Origin of the sequence: Sulfitobacter sp., assembly GCF_036961165.1 — a bacterium.
GTDB lineage: Bacteria > Pseudomonadota > Alphaproteobacteria > Rhodobacterales > Rhodobacteraceae > Sulfitobacter.
In genome coordinates, this window is record NZ_JBALVJ010000010.1 from 12,494 (window position 1) to 36,321 (window position 23,828).

Genomic DNA, 23,828 nt, shown 5'->3' on the forward strand with positions numbered 1-23,828 from the left:
GTTATTTCTCCGAAAACTTGATGTTCTGGTCGCGCCGAGGCTTGGGCTCATTCCCTGGTCCCTGCGCGTCCTGAGCAGGAAATTCAGCCAACGGGTCCACGCCGGAAGAAAATGAAAAAGGTTCTTTTTCATTTTCGCGATGCGCGTCAGGAACCGATGTTTCAGAAACGACGGTGCCAAAACCACCCTTGCGACCACCAAGTTCAGTCGATGGATCATCAAGATCGAAATCATCCTTGAAGAAACCCAACAAATCTGCCTCTTCACGCTCAATACGCTCATCGGACCAGTCTTCTTGCAGCATCCCCAGAGCGGCCATCGCGTTTGAGTTCAGCGCTTCAATTGCTGAAATCGCATCATCGATCACGCGCTCACTTAGTTTTTGTGATCGCTTGGAGGACATGCGCAAACTTCGCAGCGTTGCTTGCCATGTCGTTGCGGTAACACCCTGAAAGCGATTGAAAACAGCGGGCACCTCGATCCACTCACCGTCAATCTCAACCGCGCAAGCGCCGATATCATCCGGGTACCAACGAATTTTCACTTCACGATTTTCGTTGTGTAGTAACCATTCAGCGATCGAAGGGTGGTGATAGTTGATGTTGAGAACGCGGATGCCGTGCTTACCCACCGTGCGCGTGGTTTTGGTCCCAAACACCAGCCGCCGTGTACGCAGATCAGGTGGCGGGGCCACGCCATATTTTTCTGTAAGCTGATCCCAGGTTTCCTGAGGTGTCGAACCGGACAGACCTCTGTGAGGGGTCCGATGGTAGATATCGACCACCCATCTGATCAACGCCTCGCAAACATCTTCTGCCGTCAGCGCGGTTCTGCCTTGGGCATCGTAATCCCCTTTTTCCACAACATTGGAAAACGTTCGTCCTGTCAGCCGAGGTAGCAGGTCCTGCGCCATAGTCCCGAACACACGCTCGATTGTGCCCCGTAGTTCTTTTGGCCCCTTTGGTGGGTTAATATACGCCATCCTCAAATCCTTCATCACCGCTTTTGTTAGGGTTGCAGTAAATGCAGAGCCATTGTCGGCCACGAGAAGGGCTGCGGTACCACATTGATTCCATGGCGAGAGAGCACCTACGGCATCAGACCAAAGCCCTTTGTCGCGGGTCATCATCTCGATGGTTTTAATAGCGCTTTGAGATGAAGGATTGCGTGTCATGCACATACCGACAATGCACTTCGTGGTGCAGCAAATTGCGGCTGAGACCCACCACCGTTTTTTTTCGCCGGTTAACCCAAGAGACTTCAATGCGTCCTCAGAAAAGTACTCAAGCATCCCTGACGTCGCCATAAATGTGCTCAGATCTAATTCGTATTCATCAATCTCAACGCGTTCGAGCGGACGTGTTAGTTCGAGCCCTCTGCGCAATGGAGCAAACTTGGCCTTTGCTTTCGCGAGTCCTTCTCGACCGCACATAGCCAAGAACGGATCGATTTTTTTATTTCCTGGCGAACCGTTTCACGGGAGGGCGCCTGTAGAAGGGTCAACCCTTCAGCGTTGCGTCGATCATTTTCCTTCCGAAAAGCCCGATCCACGTTCTGAAAGATGATCTCCTTGGTCGGCCTTTCGGGATTGACGAAGTTCGCAACCTCTCGCGACAGAATAAACAGTTCTTCCGGTGACAGCCTCCGTTTTCTGTTTCCTCGAAGGTGGCGTTTATCGGCGAGCGCGTAGATGCCACCATTTTCATATTTCTTGAGCCACTTGCGCAGCGTTGACCCTCCGACACGAGCAGCCGTCATTTCGCTACGAGAAATCCGCTCTTCCTCCGTTTTGGCATTCAACTCCAGCATTTCGGTAGCGCGCTCACGTATCGACGGCATATTAGCCTTGATCGACTTGTCGTCCCGTTTCAGGGTGCCCTCTGCATGCAGTTCATTCGCTGCGTCAACCATCGCGAGACGGAACCTGACTTCATACTGCGCTTCATCTGAGAGGGTCGTCAGAAGATCTGTAGTGCCATGCGCTTCTTGGACCGCATTAGCGGGTTGGAATTTGTCGCGATTATGCGTCAGCTGCCCGGCGTTTGCACGGCGCGACAAGGTGGCATGCTCGAAAAATTGCGCAACTCCGGTTCCATCAACACGGACGAGCACGAAACCTTTGTCCGTCTCGTCAACGACCCGAAACGCGACTCCATCAAGGATAATCTCGTCCCACGCGCTGAACGCAAGGCGGGATTGCTTTTCACTTGGGCGATAGATCAGCATCAGACAGCCCTCCGAACCATAGTTTCATAGGACAGGATCTCGTGATGAAGCAGCTCAAGGCACCGGCTTCGGATGAGGCGTACGAGCGCACGAAAGCCACGGCTGCCCATATTTATGGCCGCAGTCAGATCGGCTATGGCAGCCGCACCGATCAAACTGGAAGTCACCGCTTCGGCTGCTTGGTCCGCGTCGGGGTCGGCATGTCGAACCTCGTGCAGCAGCTTCGCATTGTGGATATCAATCTGGTTGATATCGCGTTGCGTTACGACAATCACACGATCAACAAAATCTGGCACAGCTTGCGCGGAAATCGTTTTGATTTCGCGCTGCAATCGTTCACTTTTGAGACGCGAGACCTCTTTGACCATCACCGCCGTCTTCTCACCGCTTGTGCTGGTAGTCACAAAATCAAAGAAGTGTTTGTGTGATTTGCCTGTCTCGTCAAACCAGTTGAAGCAAACTTGATCACGCAAGTCGGCAAGATCGGGTTTGACTGACAAGATTAGGGCGACCTTGTATTCCAATTCACTATCGAGCTGGACCAAGCGGCCTGGATTGGTCCCAAACACAATCTGGCCGCTTGCACGAACCGCGGATGATTTGAGGATTTTTCGTGCACCCGAGGATTCAGATGGAAGTTTGGTAGCATTTGCAAAAAGGTCAGTCTCTTGCGTGCTCACCGAGGGTGCATCGCTCTGCGCTGGCGCTACATTTTCCTGATCAGAAGTGTTTGCGGTTTCATCCACTGCTTCGTCGCTGCGTGCATGGTTCTTTGGAAAGTCTTTCATAACAGTCTCTTTTTTCTGGTTTCCTGCCGAGCTCGGAAAGGTTCCCAAGCTCGACTAATGAGAAAATTGTGCTGTTCGTGCGGATCACCTGATTTTCTCCGGATAGGTTCACCCGGAAAAAATCACATGATTTCAATGCGCCAAATTCAGTCCTCAAAAAATACGGAAATCTGATAGACGTGCGCCCTGCCAGCGGACCGCAGCATCAAAGTCCGGGCGGGTTGCGCCCGGTACGTCATAGGCTCCGCAAAGGCACTCGACGACGAGCCTGACATCCTTTGCATGACATCGGGCACAGCACACAGTACCGTTCAGAAGATTTGACAATGCAGCAATCGTTTTTTGGTCACCGATCGCCGTGAGGATCTCGGTCAGTGTCTCGTTGTTGCCTGCCAAGTGATTATGCAAATCTGCGTCCACGAAAAATTGCACATGTTTTGGATTAAGGGTCATAGCTGACTCTCCTTTTTGGTTTGGATTGGGGGTTGGGGTAGCGGGCGACTGCGCGCAGTTGCGCGGTCGCGTGGCGGCTATGAGGAAATGGGGCTAATGCAGGCCTGTTCCAATGAGTTTCGCAAGCCATCCGCCAGCAGACAAAGCTCGTCGACAATTGGATCAGACGGATCGATTACGTTCATTAAGACGTCTTCGCTGACGCTGTCATCGTCGAGTTCGAGACGGCGCATCATCCGCTCAAGACGCCGGCGGGCATGTATGCCGATCGTCGCATGGGTCGCCAGGTCGTCGAAAAGGCGATCAGCTTCCTGGGCCGCGCACTGTCCGCCGAGTAGGGCGGCGGCATTACGCAACGCAGGCCAGTTCTGCGCCACAAAATCGTGCACAGGATTGCGCTGAGCCAATACGGCATGGCGCAGGTCGAAAGGGGTTATCGAGTTCATAGGTCACCTCCAAAATTATTGTTACGTCAAGATTTTGGTTTGGAGGGTCGTGCCGTAGCTTCGACGGCTTTCGCAGGTTTTCTCGATTTCCTTCGCTCGTTTGCTTCTGTTGTAATCAATGTTGGCCAGATGTGAGAAAGACGAAGAAGAAATTTTTAGAATTCTGTAAATTATCTCTCTTTCCGAAGATAATAAGATGTTTTGAGTGTTTTTCGCTCAAGTTATTGGAAATCCAACAACCTATTCCGGCAAGGAATTGTCGGGTTTATCAGTAGGCTGATCGTTATCGTCTGAAGAAATCACCACATCTATGTCGCCGTCGCAGATATCGACGTAGAGTTGCAGGTCCTCGATATCTGGGATCGGGCCAACCAATGACTCTATCTGTGCAATGCGCTGTGTGGTCATGCCCGTTGCCTGCGCGACATCAGCTTGGGTCATGCCTCTCGCATCCCGCAGCATGCGTAGCTGTAGCGCGATTGCGCTTTTGCGGCTGTTCTGTTCTTGACGCGCGACAACGTCGGGGCGTGCAAGTTTCAACCGCTCGCGAAACGAAATCGGTTTTTTACTCATTTTCTGCCTTTCATGCAGGTGGGTTCTTCCCTGATGCTTTGAATACAAGCGGGGAGCGTCATTCAAAATGAATGTTGGCCAAGTCTGCGATTGACGAAGAAAAAATCCTACACTCGCGTTATTTTTGATCGGAACGCAGAGCACGAATTAATTAGTCTCACCTGCTACGCATTTTGTGGCTTCGGCCAAGATTCTCCTCACACTCAAAGGAGATCTATTTTTATGGACCAAGGAAAACTCAATCCTGGTGAGCGCATCGACCAGCTGCGCAATGAGGCAAAGAACCCAAACAGATCGATGCTGCGGCATACACATTTTGGCACTAAGGGCGGACAGCCGACTTTCGCTGCACCTGCAAACTAAACGGGCGCGTCCTAAGAAAGCAGACGCTCAGGGTCACGACCCATTTATGTCGGGGTGCATCTGCAGCGAAGGTCGGCAGTGAGCCCACCTTGCCGAATGCTGCACGGGGCACGAACGACTGCTTTTGTCATAGCGCAGAAAAAGAAAGCTCCCAGAGTTTCAGGACAGCTTTCTCTCAATAGATTTACCATCTACGGTATAATCAAGTTGGATCTTGGATTGGTTAAATGCAGCAGAACAGCAAGCGCGAGTATCAGGACACTAAAGCTATTCTCCGTGAGCTTGTCCGCGTTGAAACGGTATCGGGCTCGAGCACAAATGAAATAAATGCCTATATTGCAAACCATTGCAAAAAGCTAAGCGTCGCCCAAATTGTCGCGTCAGGTCCTGTTGAGACTCAAAAGAACATAGCTTTTCGGTTCGGGCCAGACGTGGCGGGCGGTATAATTCTCAGCGGTCACACCGATGTCGTCCCGGTCCAAGATCAGAAATGGTCGTATCCTCCCTTTGCCGCGACGGAGCGAGACGGTCGAATCTATGGCCGAGGCACATGTGACATGAAGGGGTTTCTTGCGTCGATGATCGCATCAGTGCCGAAACTAGCGATGGCCGAACTAGAGCGCCCCATCTGGCTCGCGTTTACCTACGATGAGGAAACGGGTTGCCTAGGTGCGCCGTATCTAGCCGAAGAAATTGCTAAACAAGCCTCTGGCATCGAAGCCGTCATCGTTGGAGAGCCTACAGAAATGGCTGTCGTCGATCAGCACAAGGGGGCATTCGTCGAATATGTGACATTCAACGGTGTGTCCGCCCATTCTAGCCTGCCTTGGCTGGGGCTGAGCGCGAACGAATACGCGATCCGTTTTGGTGCGCAGTTGGTTGCCTTGAATGAAGAGTTTTCTCAAGAAGTTCCTGCGACCGAAGGTGACCGGATGACAACGCTCAATCTTGCTCAAATTGGTGGCGGCACGGCGCACAACATCGTATCGGATAAATGTCGCGTAATGTGGTCATTGCGGTGCGCGCCGGGACAAGATCCCGATGCAATCGTCCAGCGCATTCGTTCTATGGCGAGGACGTTGGAGGTGGAGATGCAGAGCCGTGCATCCGAGGCGTCAGTTGATTTTGAAACGGTTTTCGACGTGCCACCGCTGGCGGCGAACCCGGCCTCGACCGCGCTTCGGCTCGGCCTTGGTCTGACGGGCCAGAATGCAGGCCAATCCGTCAACTACGGCACGGAAGCTGGGGTCTATCAGAAGGTCGGACTTCCCACGATCATCTGCGGACCGGGATCCATCGAACAGGCGCACAAACCTGATGAGTGGATCGCCATCGAACAGCTCGATGCCTGCGACAGGTTCATCGAAAGGCTTATCGCCCATCAGAGCGCGTGATCGTTAGACTGACTTGCGTGCGATTATCTTGATCTTGATTTTCACACCCAGTGGCAAAGCGGCGACAGCATGCAGGACCGTGCGAGAGAATGTCACTCCATTGCAGTCGCATAGGCGGCGTTCATATCGACCGGAAAAACGGTTGTTTTCACAATGTCGCTAATCTTACTGCCGCTTGCTTCCAGAACGATCCTCATATTCTGAATATGCCCGGACGGTTTGCTCCGCCACGTCTACTGATACCAGTCTTGCCTTGGAAACAATCCCGACGTTGCCGGAGTTGAGAGTGAGATCATCAAGGATGACGGCCTGACTGTAAGTGCTTAGAGCTGGCACAATGCCCTCCATATTCATTAGACCGATCTTCATCATTTCTGCTTCAATAAAACTTGATAGCGCGACATGCTGATGTTTGATCCGCATGCAATGAGGCCGACATGTCGACCTTTTGCCCTGTTTTTCAAGGGTCCAATAAGTGCAGCGAGCGACGCTGCGCATGCTGGCTCTGCCGTAATTTTCAGAATGTCTTGGTACGTCCTCATGGCCTGAAGTAATTCGTCGTCCTCGACCCGGACGATTTCATCTGCATAGCGATGCGTGACGCTGAAGGAATAGGGCATTGCCAAGGGCGACGCGAGGCTATCTGCAATGGTCGCGATTTTGTCCAGCCGCACTGGCTTTCCAGCCGCAAAACTGCGGTACATGCTATCGGCGCCAAACGGTTCGACACCGATGACAGTTGCATCGGGTCGAGCCAGCTTAATCGCCGCCGACATGCCGCTGATCATGCCTCCCCCGCCGACTGGGATGATGAACATGTCGATTTCGGGATGTGCCGCCACAAATTCTGCACCGCAAGTCGCACTGCCGAGCGTCATGTGCTCCCCCTCAAAGGGATGCATCATCACGCGTCCTTCCTGCGCCGCACTTTCTTCCATGACCGCGAAGGCCTCTACGATATCTTTGCACAAGATCACCTCGGCACCGGTCGAACGGCAACCATCGATCCGGATTGGATCAGCGGCCTGCGGAATGGCGATCTTGGCGGAAACGCCCAGTTTTTGAGCGGCCCATGCAACTGCCATCGCATGATTACCGCCGCTCGCGGCAACGACACCCTTGTCCCGGCTTTCAGCGGACAAACCACTGATACCCAGATAGGCACCACGCGCCTTGAAGGAGCCTGCCTGCTGGAAAAGCTCCAGTTTGACTGCGCCGCTGGAAATGTCGGGAAGGACATCGCGCCACCTGTCCGAGGTCAGCCTAAGCGTCGGTGTCTCTATCAGAGTGCCACTTATAGCAGCTCTGGCTCTCGAAATTTTCTCTGAAAGAATCTCAGTCATCGATAACCTCATAAAGTCAGAATTAGTGACTTATATAAGGGTCAGCTTATGTATCAATGGAAAATTCATGAACAAATTGCTGAAAGCGGCCATTCATAATAGCAAACGTAAAGTCAGCTTTGTCCCGCAGTGCCGCCGCTCGCCCTCCGGTTTGACGCTGATATCGTTTGCAAGTGCAGCGAAGGTCGGCAGTGAGCCCAAAGCGTCGAACGCTGCGCCATACACACACCGACGTGATACGGACTAAGCCGTCCAATGCTTATGCAGAAATTTCGCGTTCTGCAAACCTGGCATCAATCCCGGTGATAGGCGCATAGCGAAGTATAGATAATTTTGTCTCTGTCGGTTCATAGCCCCACGGTCCTCCAACAGTTTCGCCTTCTTGCTGAGTTCGTGTTAGTGAAGCCCACAAGGTGGGTGCGACACATGAATCCCGAACAATGTTAAGAAGTCTCTTACCGCTCGCCGCCCTGTTGATGGGGTCGGCTTTTCTGCTGTTTGCCGGGGGCGTGAACAGCCTAATTCTGCCTGTCCGGGGTGATGCAGAGGGCTTTTCTGCCGCCTCGTTGGGACTTCTGGGCACAGGATGGGCTTTTGGCTACGTGGCGGGCTGCCTTAGAACGCCAACCTTAGTTGCGCGGGTCGGTCATATCAGAGCGTTCGGAGCGATGTGCGCCATTGCTTCAATAGCTGTTCTCCTGTCACTCGTCCTGATCACGCCATGGGTCTGGATACCAGTTCGGGCCCTTTCAGGGTTTTGTTTCGCCGGGGCGGCAATGATAGTGGAAAGCTGGCTTAACGAGCGCGTAGACAGCACCTCAAGGGGGCGAGTCTTTGGCATATATACAATGGTCAACCTTGCGGCGACAACGGCGGGTCAAATGGTCCTAACCCTCGGCGACTCGAACGGATATTTCTTCTTTGTTTTGGCTGCCATGGTCTATTGCCTCGCCCTTTTGCCGACGGCGATTTCCGCCACAACGACACCAAACCCACTTACCAGTGTATCGCTGAACCTGCCCGCCCTTTGGAAGAACTCGCCAATTGCCGTTGTCGCGGTTCTTATGGTGGGGATATCCAATGCCGCCTTTGGAACTCTGGCCGCCGTCTACGCCGCCCGAATTGGCTTGAGTCTCGGTGACATCGCACTCTTTGCCAGTATTCCAATTCTTGCTGGCGCTGCTGCCCAAATCCCTATCGGCATCGCCTCGGACAAGATGGACCGGCGGCGCGTCCTTGTTGGGATCGCATTGTGCGCCTTAGTTGCGGATGCACTTTTTCTTTTTGGTGGATTCGTAAATCTATGGGCAGTCATGGCCTTGGCAGGATTGTTCGGCGCAACTGTGTTTGCGATGTATCCGGTTATCGTTGCGCATGCGAATGACCACGCCGCACCGGGAACCTTTATTCAGGTCAGTGGAGGCCTTCTTCTGGTCTACGGAATTGGTTCTATCTTAGGTCCTACCGCCGCCGGTTTTGCCATGTCAGAATTTGGCGAGGCTAGCCTGTTTATGGTTACAGCGACGGCGCATATCATACTCATTCTATTCGCCCTTGTGCGCCTGAGATTAGCGCCTGCCGTGGCTTTGGAAAATAAAGGTAGTTTCCAATCAACACCTCTTGCACGGGTCTCTACCCCAGAAACCGCAGCCCTTGCCGCAGATCAGGCGGAGTTGAACGCTGATCGGTCCCAAGCAGTTGATCTGGCGGGCAACAATCAAAAAGATCAGGGCAACGACTGAGGATGCACAGCACATGGGTCGGTTTGGCCTGATAACCGCTCTGGGCTGAAAGCGGAACTTCGGGCCACAGCGTTGAACGGCAGCTTGGTCCGCACACCAACGTTTCAGTCGACAAAAATGCTGCACCATGCACCAACGGCCGCTTCGACGGGCCGCACCGCAGCATCCGGGGTGGTTGCTGGAAGGCGGCTTTGGGCCGTGAGCGACATTCGACAACAAGGGCGGATTGCGGACTTTCGCTGCGCCCGCAAACTAAATTGGGCAACTTGAAGAAAGCGGACGCTAGGGGCCGCGACCCAGTGTTTTCGATGTGCAAGTGCAGCGAACGGCAGCTGTGAGCCCAACTGTCGGATGCTGAATGCACCACCTGTTGGCTTCGCAATCGTCATGCGATTCCTGAGTCTCAAAATAGAGAGCCTCCTTGCCATTATCGAAGCAGAACTCAACCTGGCAAATCCCACCCCACCGCGAGTACTTTGTTATGCTAAAATTATTTTATTGAAGTCAGTTGGCGAACACGGGTCGATGTCCTAAAATGATATGCGATGGTGCAGCTTTTGATCGTTTATCATTCTAAGACCGGTGGCAGTAGGCAGATGGCCGAGGCGGCTTATTCAACGGCATGTGAAGAAGTAACGACTATTTTAAAAACTGCGGAAGAGGCCGGTCCTGAGGATCTCCTGCGTGCAGACGGTTACATCTTTTGCGCCCCGGAGAACCTTGCCGCGATTGCAGGCATGATGAAGGATTTCTATGATCGGAGTTATTATCCGGTCCTCGGGCATATTGAGGGGCACCCGTACGCTCAAATGGTGTGTGCAGGTTCGGATGGGGAAAATGCAGCGCGCCAAACCGCTCGCATTGCCCAGGGTTGGCGGCTCAAGGAAGTGCAGCCACCATTGATTATATGCACCTATGCCCAAAAATCTGAGGAAATTTTGGCCGAGAAGTCGATCCCCGAAGAACAGCTAGCCCTATGTCGAGACCTTGGCGCGGCGATGGGGGCGGGGCTGAGTATGGGCGTGTTTTGACTAAGGGGCACCTCTATTTTTGACAGCTTTTGCGACGACAAACCGTTTGGACCATCATGACACGCGTCTCAAGAGGCTTTGTTGCACAAATCGGTTTGAGGTCGTGCTCCCCCTTAAGCTATATATCCAACTGCCGGCTTTTGCGCTGACGCCAACCTTCAAGCAGGGGACTAGTGCCCATGCTTGACACGTATAGCGCACCGAATGATGGCGTATAAGCGAGCTATCCACAGAACCAATATTTGTCGCTCAAAGTGTAGCTTCTCTTGGATCATCTGAACGAGGGATTAAGTTGAACCTGCATACTGTCTCAATGTCTTTGAAAAGGAATATCGTGTGATCGTCAGGGACCATCCGTCATCTTTTCGGCTGTTTTTCGTTATGCAGGGATCAGTTGTGCCCAAAATTCTGGGCAAGATCATCGGCATTGCGCTGTTATCGGTCGTTGTCCTGTTGGTTAATCACTACGTTGTCATTCTACCTAGAATTTCGATCGGGGCGATGGGAATATTTGGCGTCGCGCTGTCACTCTTCCTCGGGTTTAGGAACAACGCAGCCTATGACCGATGGTGGGAAGCCCGCAAACTATGGGGGTCAATGATCGCTGATGTCCGCAATCTGGGGCGACATATGTGCGTCTTTGTCGGCAAGGGGGAGGAGCGCGAAGCCATCTTGTCTTATGCGGTCGCCTTCGCACATTTGCACCGTGGCTTCTTGCGAGGGGTCGATGTGCGGCCTGAAATTACCAGCTGGGTCGGCGAAGAAAGTGCTGCGTCGATGATCGGGAAGAAGAATCCGGCAGATGCGGCATTGCGATCGATAGCCGACAGAATTGGCGAGCTGATCAAAAAGGACGCGATCAGTGGGTTTGGTCAAATGACTATTTCACAAACGCTGTCCTCGTTGGCTTTCGCGCAGGCCGGATGTGAACGCATTCTGATGACACCCTTGCCGTTCGTGTATTCCCTGCTGGTCCGCCGGACGACCTATCTCTATTGCTGGTTGCTGCCGTTCGCGTTAATCGATTCCACAGGTTGGTTTGCCCCAATATTTGCGGCAGTCGTGGCCTATGTGTTCTTTGGCCTGCAAGCCGTCACGAACGAGCTGGAACTGCCGTTTCGCAATGTTCAGAACGGATTACCCGTCGATTCAATGTGTCGCACAATTGAGATTTCGGTGGCCGAAGCGCTGGATCTCACCCCGCCAGACAGCTTGTCCCCGACAAATCATGTGTTGAGTTAGGTTGAACGTGGCATTGCTTGCAACGGGGGGCCCATGTTGGAACCGGACATTAGCGCAGGTGCAGCGAAATGGCGCTTTGTCCCGCACTGAGGACCTTGGCACAAACCACGATAAAGGTCCGGTTTGGGTCAGAAATTCATGACGTCGGGCCAATATTGCGTGACGCCCCTCCTTGAGAGAATGCAGAAAATCTGCCGCATCGCGGTAAATAAGAGCGGCGATTCACTTGTACTAAATATTTGATCGCACATGCTTTGCATTAAGTGAGTTTGGCCAATGTTCTCCTCACCTATAATGGAGATCTATTTTTATGGACCAAAGACTCGACCCAGGGGCGCGCATTGACTTATTACGCCATGACCTCACTGACGTTTCAATCTGGCTGCAAGACAGATATTCTGCCGTAAAATATATCTTTGGAGTCGACTACTTTCACCACCAGAAATACAGCAAAGAAATCGCCTATGTCGTGGTTATCGGACCCGGACAGGAAGAACGGCGAGCGATCAGGGCGACTGCGACCCTGGCGCTCGAGGCGCTCGGTTGGCGAATTGAGCCGGAGGGTGGTGGCGATGTGATAGATGCCCAGCCAAATTCGACACAGGATATTTCCGCCCACGAAAGGTTACGGGCAATAGCGCGCGTTGAAGCAGTATTACGGAATACAACTTAGGCCCAACTGGCAACAGACGACGTCTGCCGGCCTTCAAAAAACTGAAACAGTGCATCGGTCTTTATCTCAAGGGTGCTGTTGTCATATTTCGATGCCGGCAGGCCCGTTTTTTCATCGTACAGCAGATTATAAATCTCCTGACGAAGCCCGTCGCGCGCGCTTTGCTTTAGGAAAACGTCCTGGACATCTTCAATTCTTCGTTGCATGGCTTTCAGAAGCTCGATGGATGCGGCTTTAATCTGCCAGATCTACACCCGCAGATGTGGCGTTATAAACGGGGCCAACAGTACTGCCCGTCTGTTGCACGCAAATGCAGCTCGAGCAGAGGCCCACACCCAGAGAGCGCTCAACGAGAATGGCGCTGCAATCTGCCCACAGCTTATCAGACCGAAGGCAGGAAAATTTTTTTTATTTCCAGACTTATACAGGACATCAAAACATCTTACCCTCAGTGCTGAAACCAGAAGTGTGAGCGTATGTACCTAAATTCGAACACGAGCCTATTCTACCTGCTTGATAAATGGCGAGGGAATGCGGCGTCGCTCACGATGGCAGGCCCAAAGATCAGTGTCGCTGGCGGAAAGACGCCCTCAACCTCTTTGTCTGAAATCATCGACGCTCCGAAGGTCGAACGCAAATGGCTTGGTTCGGAGCTTTCGATCAAGATTGATGGCAGAGATCACATCCTTCGAGTTCGCGGCTCAAACAGATCAGAACTGGACCATTTCGCCCACCAACTTGAAACCGCTTGGCGCGACCACAACTTGGCCCAGCTGGACGCCCAATCAGACGCGATCAGCTACGTTGTAAAAGCTATCGCTAAGCTTGAGGCTCCAACTTGATATCCAGCGGCATGTTATGTGCAGCCCATTTTGGAGTCTGCTCAAGAACTCGAAAAAAGCTTGTTTTCCAAGCTGAACGAAAACGCGATCGGAAGTGCCCGGTTCAAAAATGTTAAAATCATTCGAGCGTTTCTGTCGTCGCCCGGCAAACAGCGATCCGGAGCAATCGAAAAGTTTGAACAAACCCAATTGAAAAGCTGGTCAGAATTCTTCGATAGTTTTGAGACCAACCCGCTGACACCTGAACAGCGCCTTGCCATCGTCGCAGATGAGGACGCCACGCTGGTGCTCGCCGGTGCAGGGTCCGGAAAAACAAGCGTGATCACCGCCAAAGCCGGATACTTTCTCAAGGCAGGCATCCGCAAACCCGAAGAAATTCTGCTTCTGGCCTTCGCACGAGATGCCGCAGCAGAGATGAGTGAACGCATTGAGCAGAAATGCGGCGAACCCGTCGAGGCGCGGACTTTCCATGCACTTTCTTATGACATCATCGGACATGTCGAAGGCGGCAAACCCGCCCTTGCCGCACACGCAACAGACAACAAAGCATTTCTCGTTTTGATCAGGGACATCTTGATAGCGATCGCGGCTGGCGCAGCAGAGGCATCCAAAGCCATAATAAACTGGTTCACATCAGGTCGGCTGGAAGCCAAGTCTGAATGGGATTTCAAACAGAAGCACGACTATTACACTTATCTTGAAAAAGAGGAGCTCAGAACGCTTCAAGGCGACCAGGTCAAAAGTTACGAAGAGCTGCTTATATCCAACTGGCTCTACGAAAATGGCGTCGAATATGAGTATGAACCAGACTATGAGTTTGACACGTCAAATCCGACCAAGCGAAATTACTGTCCCGATTTCCGCCTGACTGAAAGCGGAGTGTACCTGGAACATTTCGGTGTGAGAAAGATGGTCAGCCGCGGTGAAGAGCGGCTTGAAACGGCCCCGTGGGTTGATCGCGACGACTATCTTGAGGGCATGTAATGGAAACGGCAGGTCCATAAAGACAACGAAACCACCCTGCTCGAGACATTCAGTTATGAGCGTCAGGAAGGACGCTTATTGGACGCGTTGGCCGAAAAAGTAGCGCCACACGTCACCCTTAATCCTCGGCCGCCCGAAGCGCTCTTTGATCGCGTGATGGAAATGAACGACATCGACGGCTTCGTGCAGCTGTTGGCGAACTTCCTTCGAAACTACAAAAGTGGTGGCTACACTCTTGAGCACTGCGCCCAAAAAGCTGACACAGCCAAGCTGGGCAAACGGGCCCAATTGTTCCTAACCATCTTCAGACCAGTCTTTGAGGCCTATGAGGAAAGCCTGAAGGGTCGTATCGACTTTGAAGACATGGTGCTGCGAGCCGCTCAACATGTTGAATCCGGCCGATACAAAAGCCCATTCGGGCACATCCTCATTGATGAATTCCAGGATATTTCGCGAAGCCGGGCTCGCCTGGTCAAAGCCCTGCTCGGGCAAAAGCATGATACACGATTATTTGCCGTGGGAGACGACTGGCAATCAATCTATCGGTTTGCAGGTTCAGACATTCATTTGATGCGCAACTTTGGTGCCGAGTTCGGGGGTAACTTCGACGGCCAATCAGGCGTTCATCGCACAGTCGACCTTGGCCGGACGTTCAGATCTGTCGATAAGATAGCCTTTGCGGCACGAAAGTTCATCCTGAAGAACCCGACCCAATTAACCAAGACGGTCATACCGGCAGGCACAACGAATGCGCCTGCGATCAAAGTCATTCCGACATTCAAACATGACGGCGACATGAAGCTCGAAAATAAACTTTCAGCTTTGTAGACCGTCGCTCAGGAAAGCGGTCAAAGAACATCGATCTTGCTTTTAGGACGGTACAGGCATTCAGAGCCCAATGATTTCCACCACTTTCGAAGAAAATATCTAAACCTCGATATTACTTTCAAGACGATCCACTCTTCTAAAGGCCTGGAAGCGGATCACGTCATCTTGCTGCAAGCATTTAAGGGTCAGATTGGCTTCCCGTCTGAAATTGTGGACGATCCATTGTTGACGATGGTGTCCCCCGAAGCCGAGCCATTCGAACATGCAGAAGAGCGGCGTGTCATGTATGTCGCGATGACGCGAGCACGCAAAACACTGACCATAATGGGGTCAGCTGCAAAGCCGTCTGTGTTCGTTGAAGAACTGCTCGAAGACGCTGAATACGGTTTACTGCCCACTAACATCGAGTCGGCGAAAGTTCAGACCTGCGGCGAATGTCAGGGGCATCTCCTGCCAATCCCGAAGCGTGATGGTGGCACGTTCTATCGATGTGAGCACGTCCAGCTTTGCGGGAATATATTGCCGAATTGTCCTGGCTGCGGCGTAGGTTTTCCGGTGCGGGTCAAGGGACAAACTGAAGCAGTGTGTGACTGCAAGGATAGCTTTTCAGCTTGTCCCGTTTGTGCAGACGGTTGGTTGGTTGAGCGAAAAGGGCGCTTTGGGAAGTTTTTGGGATGCGTAAAGTTTCCGAGGTGTACGGGTAAAGCGAAAGTGCGGAAAAAGTGACGCCTCAAAAGGCGTGAAATTGCATTGGACACCATTTTACGCAATTGAATTCACATTATTAATTGCTCTGGAGGTTGACGGGCTTGATTGGGGTCTGCTTCACTGTTCGTGTATTCGTACGAGGAAAACACATGCGTAATGAACAGCTTCCGGACTACTTGCAACAGGGCGAAACTGCGCGACTATTTCCGGTTTTATCGACCACTTCAAAAGAAGGTCGCACAACATCAATCGTTCTTGCGTGCCTCGACAAGATCGATGAATTCGGGACTCGGCTTCTGGCCTCTCTTGGTCAAAAGGTTGGCAAGAGGTCAACAATTGAAACCTACACCGAAGTCGTTTTTCAGAAACACTCGTCTGCAATCAAAGATCGTCCAGACCGGTTGATCGTCATAAAGGTTGGAAACCGGCAGTGGCGCGCACTGGTCGAGGCAAAGGTTGGGACCAATGAATTGGACGCAGACCAAATCGAACGCTACCGGGTGCTGGCAAAGGACAACGATGTCGATTGCGTTCTGACTATTTCGAACCAGTTTGCGACATCACCAGACAGCCACCCAGTCGAACTGGTCCGAAAAAGCCGTTCAAAAATTCCAGTCTTTCATTGGTCATGGATGCACATTCTGACAACCGCAGACCTGCTTGTGTCAGGCGAAGACGTTGCGGACGTCGACCAACTTCTTCTTCTCAATGAACTGCGCCGATTTCTGACGCATGAAAGCGCGGGGGTTAAGGGCTTTGATCGGATGCCAAAAGAATGGGCAGAGCTGAACAAGCTCATTTCAAGCGGTGGCGCGGTCCCAGCAAAATCACCGATGGCTCAGACTGTGCTTGAAGCATGGCATCAAGAGACGCGTGATTTGTCCATGATATTAAGTCGAATGACGGGCATGACCGTAGGTGAAAAACTGCCGCGCAAGCACATTGGAAACCCTGCACAACGTCAGAAAGACGAGCTAAGCGACCTGAGAGAAAAACACTGTTTGACTTGTACGCTAACAGTACCTGACGCCGCCGCACCGATTGAAGTGACAGTAGATCTCATGCGCCGATCTATGGATGTCGGAATGACACTGAGGGCTCCAGACGACAAGAAATCCACTAAGGCCCGTGTCAATTGGCTGTTAAGGCAGGTCAAATCAGAGGACACAGATGCTCTATTTGTTCGTTTACTGTGGCCCGGCACAAGCGAACCAACGCAATACCCTATTTCTGAACTGCGCGAAAATCCTGACTTGGCATCTGAGGGGAAAGAGCACCTCGCGTCACATGGCTTTCATATCTTCCTGTCAGAGCGCCTGGGTGGTAAATTTACACAGCAGACGAATTTTATTTCTGAACTGGAGCGCGTCATTCCCAAATTCTATGGCGATATAGGATCAAATTTGGCGGCTTGGGTAAGAAAAGCGCCCCAGATCAAGCCAGAGCGTTCAAGCGGCGAAGACGTTTCGCCGAGTGGAATCGCGGAAGATGCCGAGGATTTTGAAGCATAACTTTCGACGTGAATTGTTGTAGAATTCGTCGGTATTGGCGGCGAAATCAAACGGCTCCACCAGATCAGCCGGTGCAAAGAGTAGTCGGTCTGGGAAAATGCATCGCAGCGCTCGACACTGTCGCGGAGGTCCGCTGTCAGCCATTCGCGTTAAGCGCACCGTCAAAGTGGCTAATCCGTCGCGTCCGTATGGCTGACTATAATATTTCAGTCAGACAAAGCGATTACGCGGCTGAGTTTCACCAGTTCCAGTATTTTCAGCGCATTTTCATCGACGCGGTACCTTAGGCCTAACTCAACAGCCTAAATCCCTTCTTTAGAAGCCAATGGCCGCCATTTGCTTGTAAAATGGCAGCCTTAACCTGTGCAGTGGTCATTATTTGGTTGTCCCAACACAACATCTGAAGCTAGCACCTCACCCACATTTACTATGCCCACAACTACCACAGGTCATGCACCCTTCGACCATGCGCAAATCAAATTGCCCACAGCTTGAGCACGCTTTTCCACGAGGTTTCTCTAGGCCTACGACATTGGCTTGGGGGTCTGTTTTTAGCCCCATGCCTTCGCCTTCGATGAAGCCGGTTGCGATCAGGTGTTGTTCGATAACCCCGCCGATTGCTGCAAGAATTGAGGGGATATATTTGCCGCCCATCCAAGCACCACCGCGTGGATCGAAGACCGCTTTGAGTTCCTCAACGACAAACGACACATCTCCACCGCGACGGAACACTGCCGAGATCATGCGTGTCAGCGCGACTGTCCAAGCGAAATGCTCCATATTCTTGGAGTTAATGAACACTTCGAAGGGGCGACGGTGTCCGCCGACAACCAGATCATTGATGGTGATATAGAGTGCGTGCTCACTGTCAGGCCATTTGATCTTGTAGGTGGATCCTTCAAGCTCTTCTGGGCGGTCTAACGGCTCGGACATGTAGATTACGTCGCCGTGGGGTGCCATTGGTTCCTGACCATCACGGCTGACAACTTCGGGTGCCGCTTTTTTATCTTCTGATACAGACAGGACCGACCCAGTTACATCGTTTGGCCGGTATGTGGTGCAGCCTTTGCAGCCAGAGTCCCAAGCTTCCATGTAGACGTCCTTGAACGCATCAAAAGAGATGTTTTCAGGGCAGTTGATTGTTTTGGAAATGCTAGAATCGACCCATTTCTGAGCTGCGGCTTGCATCTTGACGTGCTCAAGCGGAGCGAGTGTTTGCGCGTTCACAAAGTAATCAGGCAGTTCACGATCGCCGAACTTGTCGCGCCACATTTGCACGGCGTAATCCACCACTTCTTCTTCGGTACGGCTGCCATCTTTTTGCAGAACTTTGCGTGTGTAGGCATAGGCAAACACCGGTTCGATGCCGGAGCTTACATTGCCTGCATAGAGGCTGATTGTGCCTGTCGGTGCGATGGAGGTCAGCAGCGCATTGCGGATGCCGTGGGTTCGTATGGCTTCGCGCACATCCTCGTCCATGGCACGCATCGTGCCTGAGGCCAGGTATTCTTCAGCATCGAACAGCGGGAACGCGCCTTTTTCCTTCGCCAAATCCACTGACGCCAGATATGCCGCGCGGGCAATCGAGTGCAGCCATTCTTCGGTTTGACGCGCGGCCTCATCAGAGCCATAGCGCTTGCCCAGCATCAGCAGAGCGTCGGCAAGACCAGTCACCCCAAGGCCGATGCGGCGCTTGTTCTTGGCTTCAAGCTGCTGCGCTTCAAGCGGGAATTTCGACACGTCTACCACGTTGTCCATCATCCGTACGGAGGTCGCGACAAGCTCGTTCAGCGCTTCAAGATCAAGTGCGGCGTTGTCTTCAAACGGATCAGACACCACCCGTGCAAGGTTTATTGAGCCCAACAGACATGCACCGTATGGCGGCAAAGGCTGCTCACCGCACGGGTTGGTTGCCGCGATGGTTTCGCAATAGCTCAGGTTGTTGGCTTCGTTGATCCGGTCGATAAAAATTACGCCCGGCTCGGCGAACTCGTAGGTCGCCTTCATGATGGCGTTCCAGAGGTCTAGCGCCTGCACAGTCTTGTAGACGCGGCCGTCAAACTTCAAATCCCAGCTGCCATCTGCCTTGACCGCTTCCATGAAGGGGTCGGAGATCAGCACGGACATGTTGAACATACGCAACCGTGCCGCATCGGCCTTGGCCGAGATGAATGCTTCCACGTCAGGGTGGTCACACCGAATCGTCGCCATCATCGCCCCGCGGCGCGAACCCGCTGACATGATCGTACGGCACATCGCATCCCAGACATCCATAAAGGACAGCGGGCCAGACGCATCGGCCGACACGCCCAACACATCTGCACCTTTTGGCCGGATGGTGGAGAAATCATACCCGATACCGCCACCCTGCTGCATGGTCAGCGCGGCTTCTTTCAGCATGTCGAAAATGCCCGACATGCTGTCCGGCACTGTGCCCATCACAAAACAGTTGAACAGCGTTACCCGACGTGCGGTCCCTGCCCCTGCGGTGATGCGACCTGCGGGCAAATACTTAAAGTCTTCAAGCGCTTCGTAGAAGGTTTCTTCCCAACCGTCTTTGTCATCCTCGATTTGTGCCAGATCACGTGCGATGCGACGCCATGTATCCTCTACGGTCACGTCATGGGGCGTGCCATCGGCAGCTTTGAAGCGGTACTTCATATCCCAGATCTGTTCAGCGATTGGGGCGGCAAAGCGGGTCATTAGCGATTCCTTGGTTCGTGTTGGGGCGGAGGCAGATAATAGCGTGCATTGCCAGAAACGCCACCACTCTTTGAGTGTTTTTTGCGCGAAAAAACACAACAGTTTGCATCTGCGGCGCTTTGCCCTACCTTATGATGTGGCTCAAGGCTGAGTCTGTGGATAAGTTGGTGGGTAACTCTGTGAGCAATAAAACTGTGCATCTGATCAAGCTGTCTGTCGGGACCGAAAACATCGATCAGCTGATCGCGTGGCAGCACCAGCGCGCTGCACAGTCGCCCGACGGTCAGTGTTACCATCAGACACGCATGTGGCCCAAGCGTGAGTCTGAAATTCTCAATGGCGGCTCAATCTACTGGGTGATCAAGGGCGAGATTTCAGCACGTCAGCGCATCTTGCGGTTTGATGAAAAGATTGGCGCGGATGGCATCCGGCGCTGCGGAATCGTGCTTGATTCCGAGTTGGTGCCGACTGTCGCGGCCCTGCGTCGGCCGTTTCAGGGCTGGCGGTATCTCACACCAGAAGATGCGCCTCCCGATCTGGCCAAGGGTAGCAGTCAGGAGCAAGCGCTCCCGATCGAGCTGAACCGTGCCTTGGCCGAGATCGGCGTGCTTTAGCGTCTATTCGCCCAAAAGTTTCAGCAATTGGTCCAGCGTGGTCCGTTCAGACGTGTCCATTGGCGCGCTGCGGGATTTCCACAAAGTCGCTTGGCTGCGCAGGATCATCCCATCAACGAGAATTTTGAGATGGTTGGCCCGCAACGTCTCCCCGGTGGAAGTGATGTCAGCAATCGCTTCGGCAGTCTCATTTGCGACGGTGCCCTCGGTCGCGCCCTGACTGTCCACCAAGGCATAATCCGCCACACCTGCCTCGCGCAGAAATTCACGCACAAGGCGGTGATACTTTGTCGCAATGCGCAGGCGATGGCCATGTGCTGCGCGAAACGCCGATGAAGCAGCATCCAGATCATGCAGCGTGTCCACATCGGTCCACCCCTGTGGCACGGCCAGAATAAGATCCGCATGACCAAAGCCAAGCTCAGCAATGGTTTCGACAGACTGGTCCCAAAGCGCGAGCTTTTCCTGAACCAGATCGGTACCGGTCACACCCAAGTGGATGCGCCCAGCCGCCAGTTCGCGGGGAATTTCACCTGCTGACAAAAGCACCAGCGCAACGCTGTCGATACCCTCAACCACGCCTGCATACTCACGCTCGGAACCCGCGCGTGCCAGCCCGACACCGCGTGCGCCAAACCATTCAAAGGTCTTTTCCATCAACCGCCCTTTGGACGGCACGCCAAGCTTAATGGTCATTCCACGCCCTCCAGTTCCAGCATTACGCCCGGACGCATCACACCGCCCACAGCAGGGATTTCACGACCGCCGCCCAATTGGCGGGTCAACGCATCATAGCGTCCGCCCGTCGCCAACGGCGGCAAATCGGCACGCTCTGTTGCCTTGAAGCCAAAAACGAAGCCGTCGTAATACTCCATCGAAGTCCGGCCATAGTTCGCCTCAAACAACAGCTTGCTCACATCAATGCCACGTGCAGTCAGCGCGTCCTTGCGCGCTTCGACGCGGTCAACGGCGGGGATAATTGCCGGCAAATCCACCGAGAGGTCATGCAGCCGCTCAAGCGCATCCGGCATGGCTGCCGAGATGCCCAACAAAGCTGTGATCAAATCCACATCTTTCGCCGCGATCGGAGGTGTCCGCGCATCAGACTTCAGTGCAGCAATCCGCCCGTCAATCTCATGTTGGCGACGGGCGCCGACCAATGGCGCATCGCTGAGAGTCTCTCCGGCCAGCAAAGACTGGCGGGCGGCTGAAATAGGCGTACGCCCCGCGTATTGCTCAAGCAGCGCGCGAAACCGGCGCGGACGCCAGATGTGGCGCATCAAAGCGTTTTTGCGCAGCTCAGAGGTGTTCAGCCCGTTTACCACAGCCATCAGTACACCAATGTCACCCGTTATCGCGCGCACCGGCAAGTTACCCAGCCCTGCATTGATCAGTGAAAATACTTCGGCATCGCTGGCTGCAGGGTCTTCACGCTCGAACACCTCATAGCCAACTTGCACGTATTCATTGGCGCGCGACGGGTCATGTTCCTGCCGACGAAAAACTTCGCCTGCGTAGGTATAGCGGGCCGGGTCCGCACCGTGGGCCATGTGCATTTGCACCACAGGCACGGTGAAGTCAGGGCGCAGCATCTGCTCTCCGCGCAGCGCGTCTGATGTCACATAGGCACGCGCACGGATGTCTTCTCCGTAGAGGTCCAGCAGCGTGTCCGCCGGTTGCAGGATCGGCGGTTCAACGGCACGCGCGCCTGCAGCTTCAAATCCGGCCCGCAGTCTGGCCGCTTTAGCGTTTGTCTGAGAACGGGTGGGCATCAGCTGTACAGCTCCAGAATTTCACGGACCTTAGTGACCAAATCGCCGCGCGGCACTTCGTACTGGCTGGGACGGTCACGCCATTCCTCAAGCGTGGCGTTTTCAGCAATATGTGCACCCAACACAAGATCCTTGATCTGGATGACGCCATTCGCCTGCTCCTGTTCGCCCTCGATCACGGCGATAGGGCTGGCGCGTTTGTCCGCGTATTTCAGCTGGTTGCCAAAGTTCTTTGGGTTACCCAAATAGACCTCGGCGCGGATGCCTGCCTGCCGTAGCTCTGCGACCATTGCCTGATAATCCGCCATCCGTACTTTATCCATGACGGTGACAACAACCGGGCCTTGGGCCCGCGTGTCCATTCGGCCTTTGGCGTGCAACGCGGCCAGCAAACGATCTACACCGATTGAGACACCAGTGGCAGGCACTTCCTGTCCGGTAAATCGTTTGATAAGATCGTCATAGCGCCCACCGCCCGCGACCGAGCCGAAGTTGCGCGCACGCCCCTTCTCGTCCTTGATCTCGAATGTCAGCTCAGCCTCGAATACGGGGCCGGTGTAATAGCCAAGGCCGCGCACAACGGATGGATCAATCTCAATCCGGTCAGGACCGTAACCGCCCGCAGCCAGCAGCTCTGCGATGGTCTCAAGCTCAGCCACGCCTTCAAGACCGATGGTGCTGCTGCCGACCAGTTCACGCAAACGCGCGCATGTAGCGGCGCCATCGTCGCGTTTGGCTTGCATAAAGCCCATCACCACATCGGCAGAGGCATCATCCAGCCCCGCGCCTTGGGTGAAATCACCGCTGTCATCCTTGCGGCCTTCGCCCAACAGCGCACGCACGCCGTCAGGTCCCAGACGGTCCAGCTTATCAATCGCGCGCAGCACGATGCCGCGCGCGGCCTCTTTATCGTCACCCGACAGGCCCGCGACCTCAAGCACACCGTTGAGCACTTTGCGGTTGTTGACCCGAACGACGTATTCACCGCGGGCGATACCCACCTCTTCGAGACAATCGGCCAACATCGCGCAAATCTCGGCATCTGCCGCGACCGAACCCGTGCCGACAGTATCGGCATCACACTGGTAGAACTGGCGGAACCGGCCCGGTCCAGGCTTTTCGTTGCGCCAGACTGGCCCCATGGCATAGCGCCGGTAAGGCGTGGGCAAATCATTGCGGTGCTGGGCATAGACCCGCGCCAAGGGTGCCGTCAGATCATAGCGCAATGCCAGCCAGTCACCCGGGGTCTCGGCCTCTGCATCTTCTTGCCACGCAAACACACCCTCATTCGGGCGGTCCACATCGGGCAGAAACTTGCCCAGCGCCTCGACCCGTTCAACGGCAGCGCTTTCCAGCGCATCAAAGCCGTAGCGATGGTAAACCCCTGCAATCTTTGCCAGCATCTCGGCGCGCTGGGTTACCTCTGCGCCAAAATAATCGCGGAACCCTCTCGGCGTTTCCGCCTTGGGGCGCGGGGTCTTTTTAGGCTTGGCCATGATATACCTCTGCAAGGATAAAATCTTGGCCAGCCTCTACCGGATGCTGGCACGCGGGGCAAGCAACAGCACAGCCCCCGTGCACGCAGACCCATT

24 protein-coding genes are annotated in these 23,828 nt (G+C 53.7%); 11 read left to right on the plus strand and 13 right to left on the minus strand.

What is annotated here, in order from left to right; all coding sequences use genetic code 11:
• Position 1: 1 nt before the first annotated feature.
• The 6 genes from V7730_RS07050 to V7730_RS07075 all read right to left on the minus strand — a co-directional run bounded on the left by V7730_RS07050 (position 2) and on the right by V7730_RS07075 (position 4,486).
• Positions 2–1,384 carry a Mu transposase C-terminal domain-containing protein gene (locus V7730_RS07050; protein WP_335746892.1) on the minus strand — a complete coding sequence of 461 codons (1,383 nt, stop codon included), beginning with the start codon at positions 1,382–1,384 and terminating at the stop codon, positions 2–4.
• The gene (locus V7730_RS07055; protein ID WP_335746893.1) at positions 1,363–2,226 is read right to left on the minus strand and encodes a helix-turn-helix domain-containing protein; all 864 of its coding nucleotides are present in this window, start codon (positions 2,224–2,226) and stop codon (positions 1,363–1,365) included. Before V7730_RS07055 ends, V7730_RS07050 begins: the two co-directional genes overlap by 22 nt.
• Positions 2,226–3,014 carry a hypothetical protein gene (locus tag V7730_RS07060; protein WP_335746894.1) on the minus strand — a complete coding sequence of 263 codons (789 nt, stop codon included), beginning with the start codon at positions 3,012–3,014 and terminating at the stop codon, positions 2,226–2,228. The genes V7730_RS07055 and V7730_RS07060 overlap by 1 nt, the downstream gene beginning before the upstream one ends.
• A gap of 153 nt (positions 3,015–3,167) precedes the next feature.
• The gene (locus V7730_RS07065) at positions 3,168–3,467 is read right to left on the minus strand and encodes a hypothetical protein (protein ID WP_335746895.1); all 300 of its coding nucleotides are present in this window, start codon (positions 3,465–3,467) and stop codon (positions 3,168–3,170) included.
• A gap of 77 nt (positions 3,468–3,544) precedes the next feature.
• Positions 3,545–3,913, minus strand: coding sequence for a hypothetical protein (locus V7730_RS07070; protein ID WP_335746896.1), 369 nt, complete (start codon positions 3,911–3,913; stop codon positions 3,545–3,547).
• Between the two features lie 240 nt (positions 3,914–4,153).
• Positions 4,154–4,486, minus strand: a complete 333-nt coding sequence (locus V7730_RS07075) for a helix-turn-helix domain-containing protein (RefSeq protein ID WP_335746897.1) — start codon at positions 4,484–4,486, stop codon at positions 4,154–4,156.
• Positions 4,487–5,076: 590 nt separating this feature from the next.
• On the opposite strand from V7730_RS07075, the gene argE reads away from it, so the two are divergent.
• Positions 5,077–6,243: an acetylornithine deacetylase gene (argE, locus tag V7730_RS07080; protein ID WP_335746898.1), complete on the plus strand. Its 1,167-nt coding sequence runs from the start codon at positions 5,077–5,079 to the stop codon at positions 6,241–6,243.
• Positions 6,244–6,335: 92 nt separating this feature from the next.
• Here the strand turns inward: argE and V7730_RS22610 are convergent, their stop codons facing one another.
• Genes V7730_RS22610 through V7730_RS07090 form a run of 3 tightly spaced genes read right to left on the minus strand, consistent with a single transcriptional unit; the run spans position 6,336 to position 7,586 of the window.
• The gene (locus tag V7730_RS22610) at positions 6,336–6,440 is read right to left on the minus strand and encodes a hypothetical protein (RefSeq protein WP_443070193.1); all 105 of its coding nucleotides are present in this window, start codon (positions 6,438–6,440) and stop codon (positions 6,336–6,338) included.
• Positions 6,409–6,615: a RidA family protein gene (locus tag V7730_RS07085; protein ID WP_335746899.1), complete on the minus strand. Its 207-nt coding sequence runs from the start codon at positions 6,613–6,615 to the stop codon at positions 6,409–6,411. Before V7730_RS07085 ends, V7730_RS22610 begins: the two co-directional genes overlap by 32 nt.
• Positions 6,612–7,586: a threonine ammonia-lyase gene (locus V7730_RS07090; RefSeq protein WP_335746900.1), complete on the minus strand. Its 975-nt coding sequence runs from the start codon at positions 7,584–7,586 to the stop codon at positions 6,612–6,614. The genes V7730_RS07085 and V7730_RS07090 overlap by 4 nt, the downstream gene beginning before the upstream one ends.
• 476 nt (positions 7,587–8,062) lie before the next feature.
• Between V7730_RS07090 and V7730_RS07095 the strand changes: the two genes are divergently transcribed.
• The 9 genes from V7730_RS07095 (at position 8,063) to V7730_RS07135 (ending at position 17,147) form a co-directional block, all read left to right on the plus strand.
• The gene (locus V7730_RS07095; protein ID WP_335746964.1) at positions 8,063–9,328 is read left to right on the plus strand and encodes an MFS transporter; all 1,266 of its coding nucleotides are present in this window, start codon (positions 8,063–8,065) and stop codon (positions 9,326–9,328) included.
• A gap of 545 nt (positions 9,329–9,873) precedes the next feature.
• Complete coding sequence (locus V7730_RS07100) at positions 9,874–10,359, plus strand: flavodoxin family protein (RefSeq protein WP_335746901.1); 486 nt, start codon at positions 9,874–9,876, stop codon at positions 10,357–10,359.
• Between the two features lie 336 nt (positions 10,360–10,695).
• Positions 10,696–11,601, plus strand: coding sequence for a bestrophin family protein (locus V7730_RS07105; RefSeq protein WP_335746902.1), 906 nt, complete (start codon positions 10,696–10,698; stop codon positions 11,599–11,601).
• Positions 11,602–11,911: 310 nt separating this feature from the next.
• Positions 11,912–12,274: a hypothetical protein gene (locus tag V7730_RS07110; RefSeq protein WP_335746903.1), complete on the plus strand. Its 363-nt coding sequence runs from the start codon at positions 11,912–11,914 to the stop codon at positions 12,272–12,274.
• A 476-nt stretch (positions 12,275–12,750) separates the two neighbouring features.
• A complete protein-coding gene (locus V7730_RS07115; protein ID WP_335746904.1) occupies positions 12,751–13,116 on the plus strand; it encodes a hypothetical protein in 366 nt (121 codons plus the stop codon).
• A 30-nt stretch (positions 13,117–13,146) separates the two neighbouring features.
• Positions 13,147–14,100 (plus strand): UvrD-helicase domain-containing protein, encoded by a 954-nt coding sequence (locus V7730_RS07120; protein WP_335746905.1) that lies wholly within the window; start codon positions 13,147–13,149, stop codon positions 14,098–14,100.
• A gap of 78 nt (positions 14,101–14,178) precedes the next feature.
• Entirely contained in the window at positions 14,179–14,928 is a 750-nt protein-coding gene (locus tag V7730_RS07125; RefSeq protein WP_335746906.1) for a UvrD-helicase domain-containing protein, read from the plus strand.
• A 36-nt stretch (positions 14,929–14,964) separates the two neighbouring features.
• A complete protein-coding gene (locus tag V7730_RS07130; protein ID WP_335746907.1) occupies positions 14,965–15,654 on the plus strand; it encodes a 3'-5' exonuclease in 690 nt (229 codons plus the stop codon).
• Positions 15,655–15,785: 131 nt separating this feature from the next.
• Positions 15,786–17,147 (plus strand): hypothetical protein, encoded by a 1,362-nt coding sequence (locus V7730_RS07135; RefSeq protein WP_335746908.1) that lies wholly within the window; start codon positions 15,786–15,788, stop codon positions 17,145–17,147.
• Positions 17,148–17,561: 414 nt separating this feature from the next.
• On the opposite strand, the gene V7730_RS07140 is transcribed toward V7730_RS07135, so the two are convergent.
• Positions 17,562–19,850 (minus strand): adenosylcobalamin-dependent ribonucleoside-diphosphate reductase, encoded by a 2,289-nt coding sequence (locus tag V7730_RS07140; protein WP_335746909.1) that lies wholly within the window; start codon positions 19,848–19,850, stop codon positions 17,562–17,564.
• A gap of 134 nt (positions 19,851–19,984) precedes the next feature.
• Here V7730_RS07140 and V7730_RS07145 point away from each other — a divergent pair, with 134 nt between their 5' ends.
• On the plus strand, positions 19,985–20,464 hold the full coding sequence (locus tag V7730_RS07145) for a DUF1489 family protein (RefSeq protein ID WP_335746965.1): 480 nt from the start codon (positions 19,985–19,987) through the stop codon (positions 20,462–20,464).
• A gap of 3 nt (positions 20,465–20,467) precedes the next feature.
• On the opposite strand, the gene hisG is transcribed toward V7730_RS07145, so the two are convergent.
• Genes hisG through hisS form a run of 3 tightly spaced genes read right to left on the minus strand, consistent with a single transcriptional unit; the run spans position 20,468 to position 23,732 of the window.
• A complete protein-coding gene (gene hisG, locus V7730_RS07150; protein ID WP_335746910.1) occupies positions 20,468–21,160 on the minus strand; it encodes an ATP phosphoribosyltransferase in 693 nt (230 codons plus the stop codon).
• A complete protein-coding gene (locus tag V7730_RS07155; protein WP_335746911.1) occupies positions 21,157–22,236 on the minus strand; it encodes an ATP phosphoribosyltransferase regulatory subunit in 1,080 nt (359 codons plus the stop codon). The genes hisG and V7730_RS07155 overlap by 4 nt, the downstream gene beginning before the upstream one ends.
• Positions 22,236–23,732 carry a histidine--tRNA ligase gene (hisS, locus tag V7730_RS07160; RefSeq protein WP_335746912.1) on the minus strand — a complete coding sequence of 499 codons (1,497 nt, stop codon included), beginning with the start codon at positions 23,730–23,732 and terminating at the stop codon, positions 22,236–22,238. The genes V7730_RS07155 and hisS overlap by 1 nt, the downstream gene beginning before the upstream one ends.
• Positions 23,733–23,828: the final 96 nt, after the last annotated feature.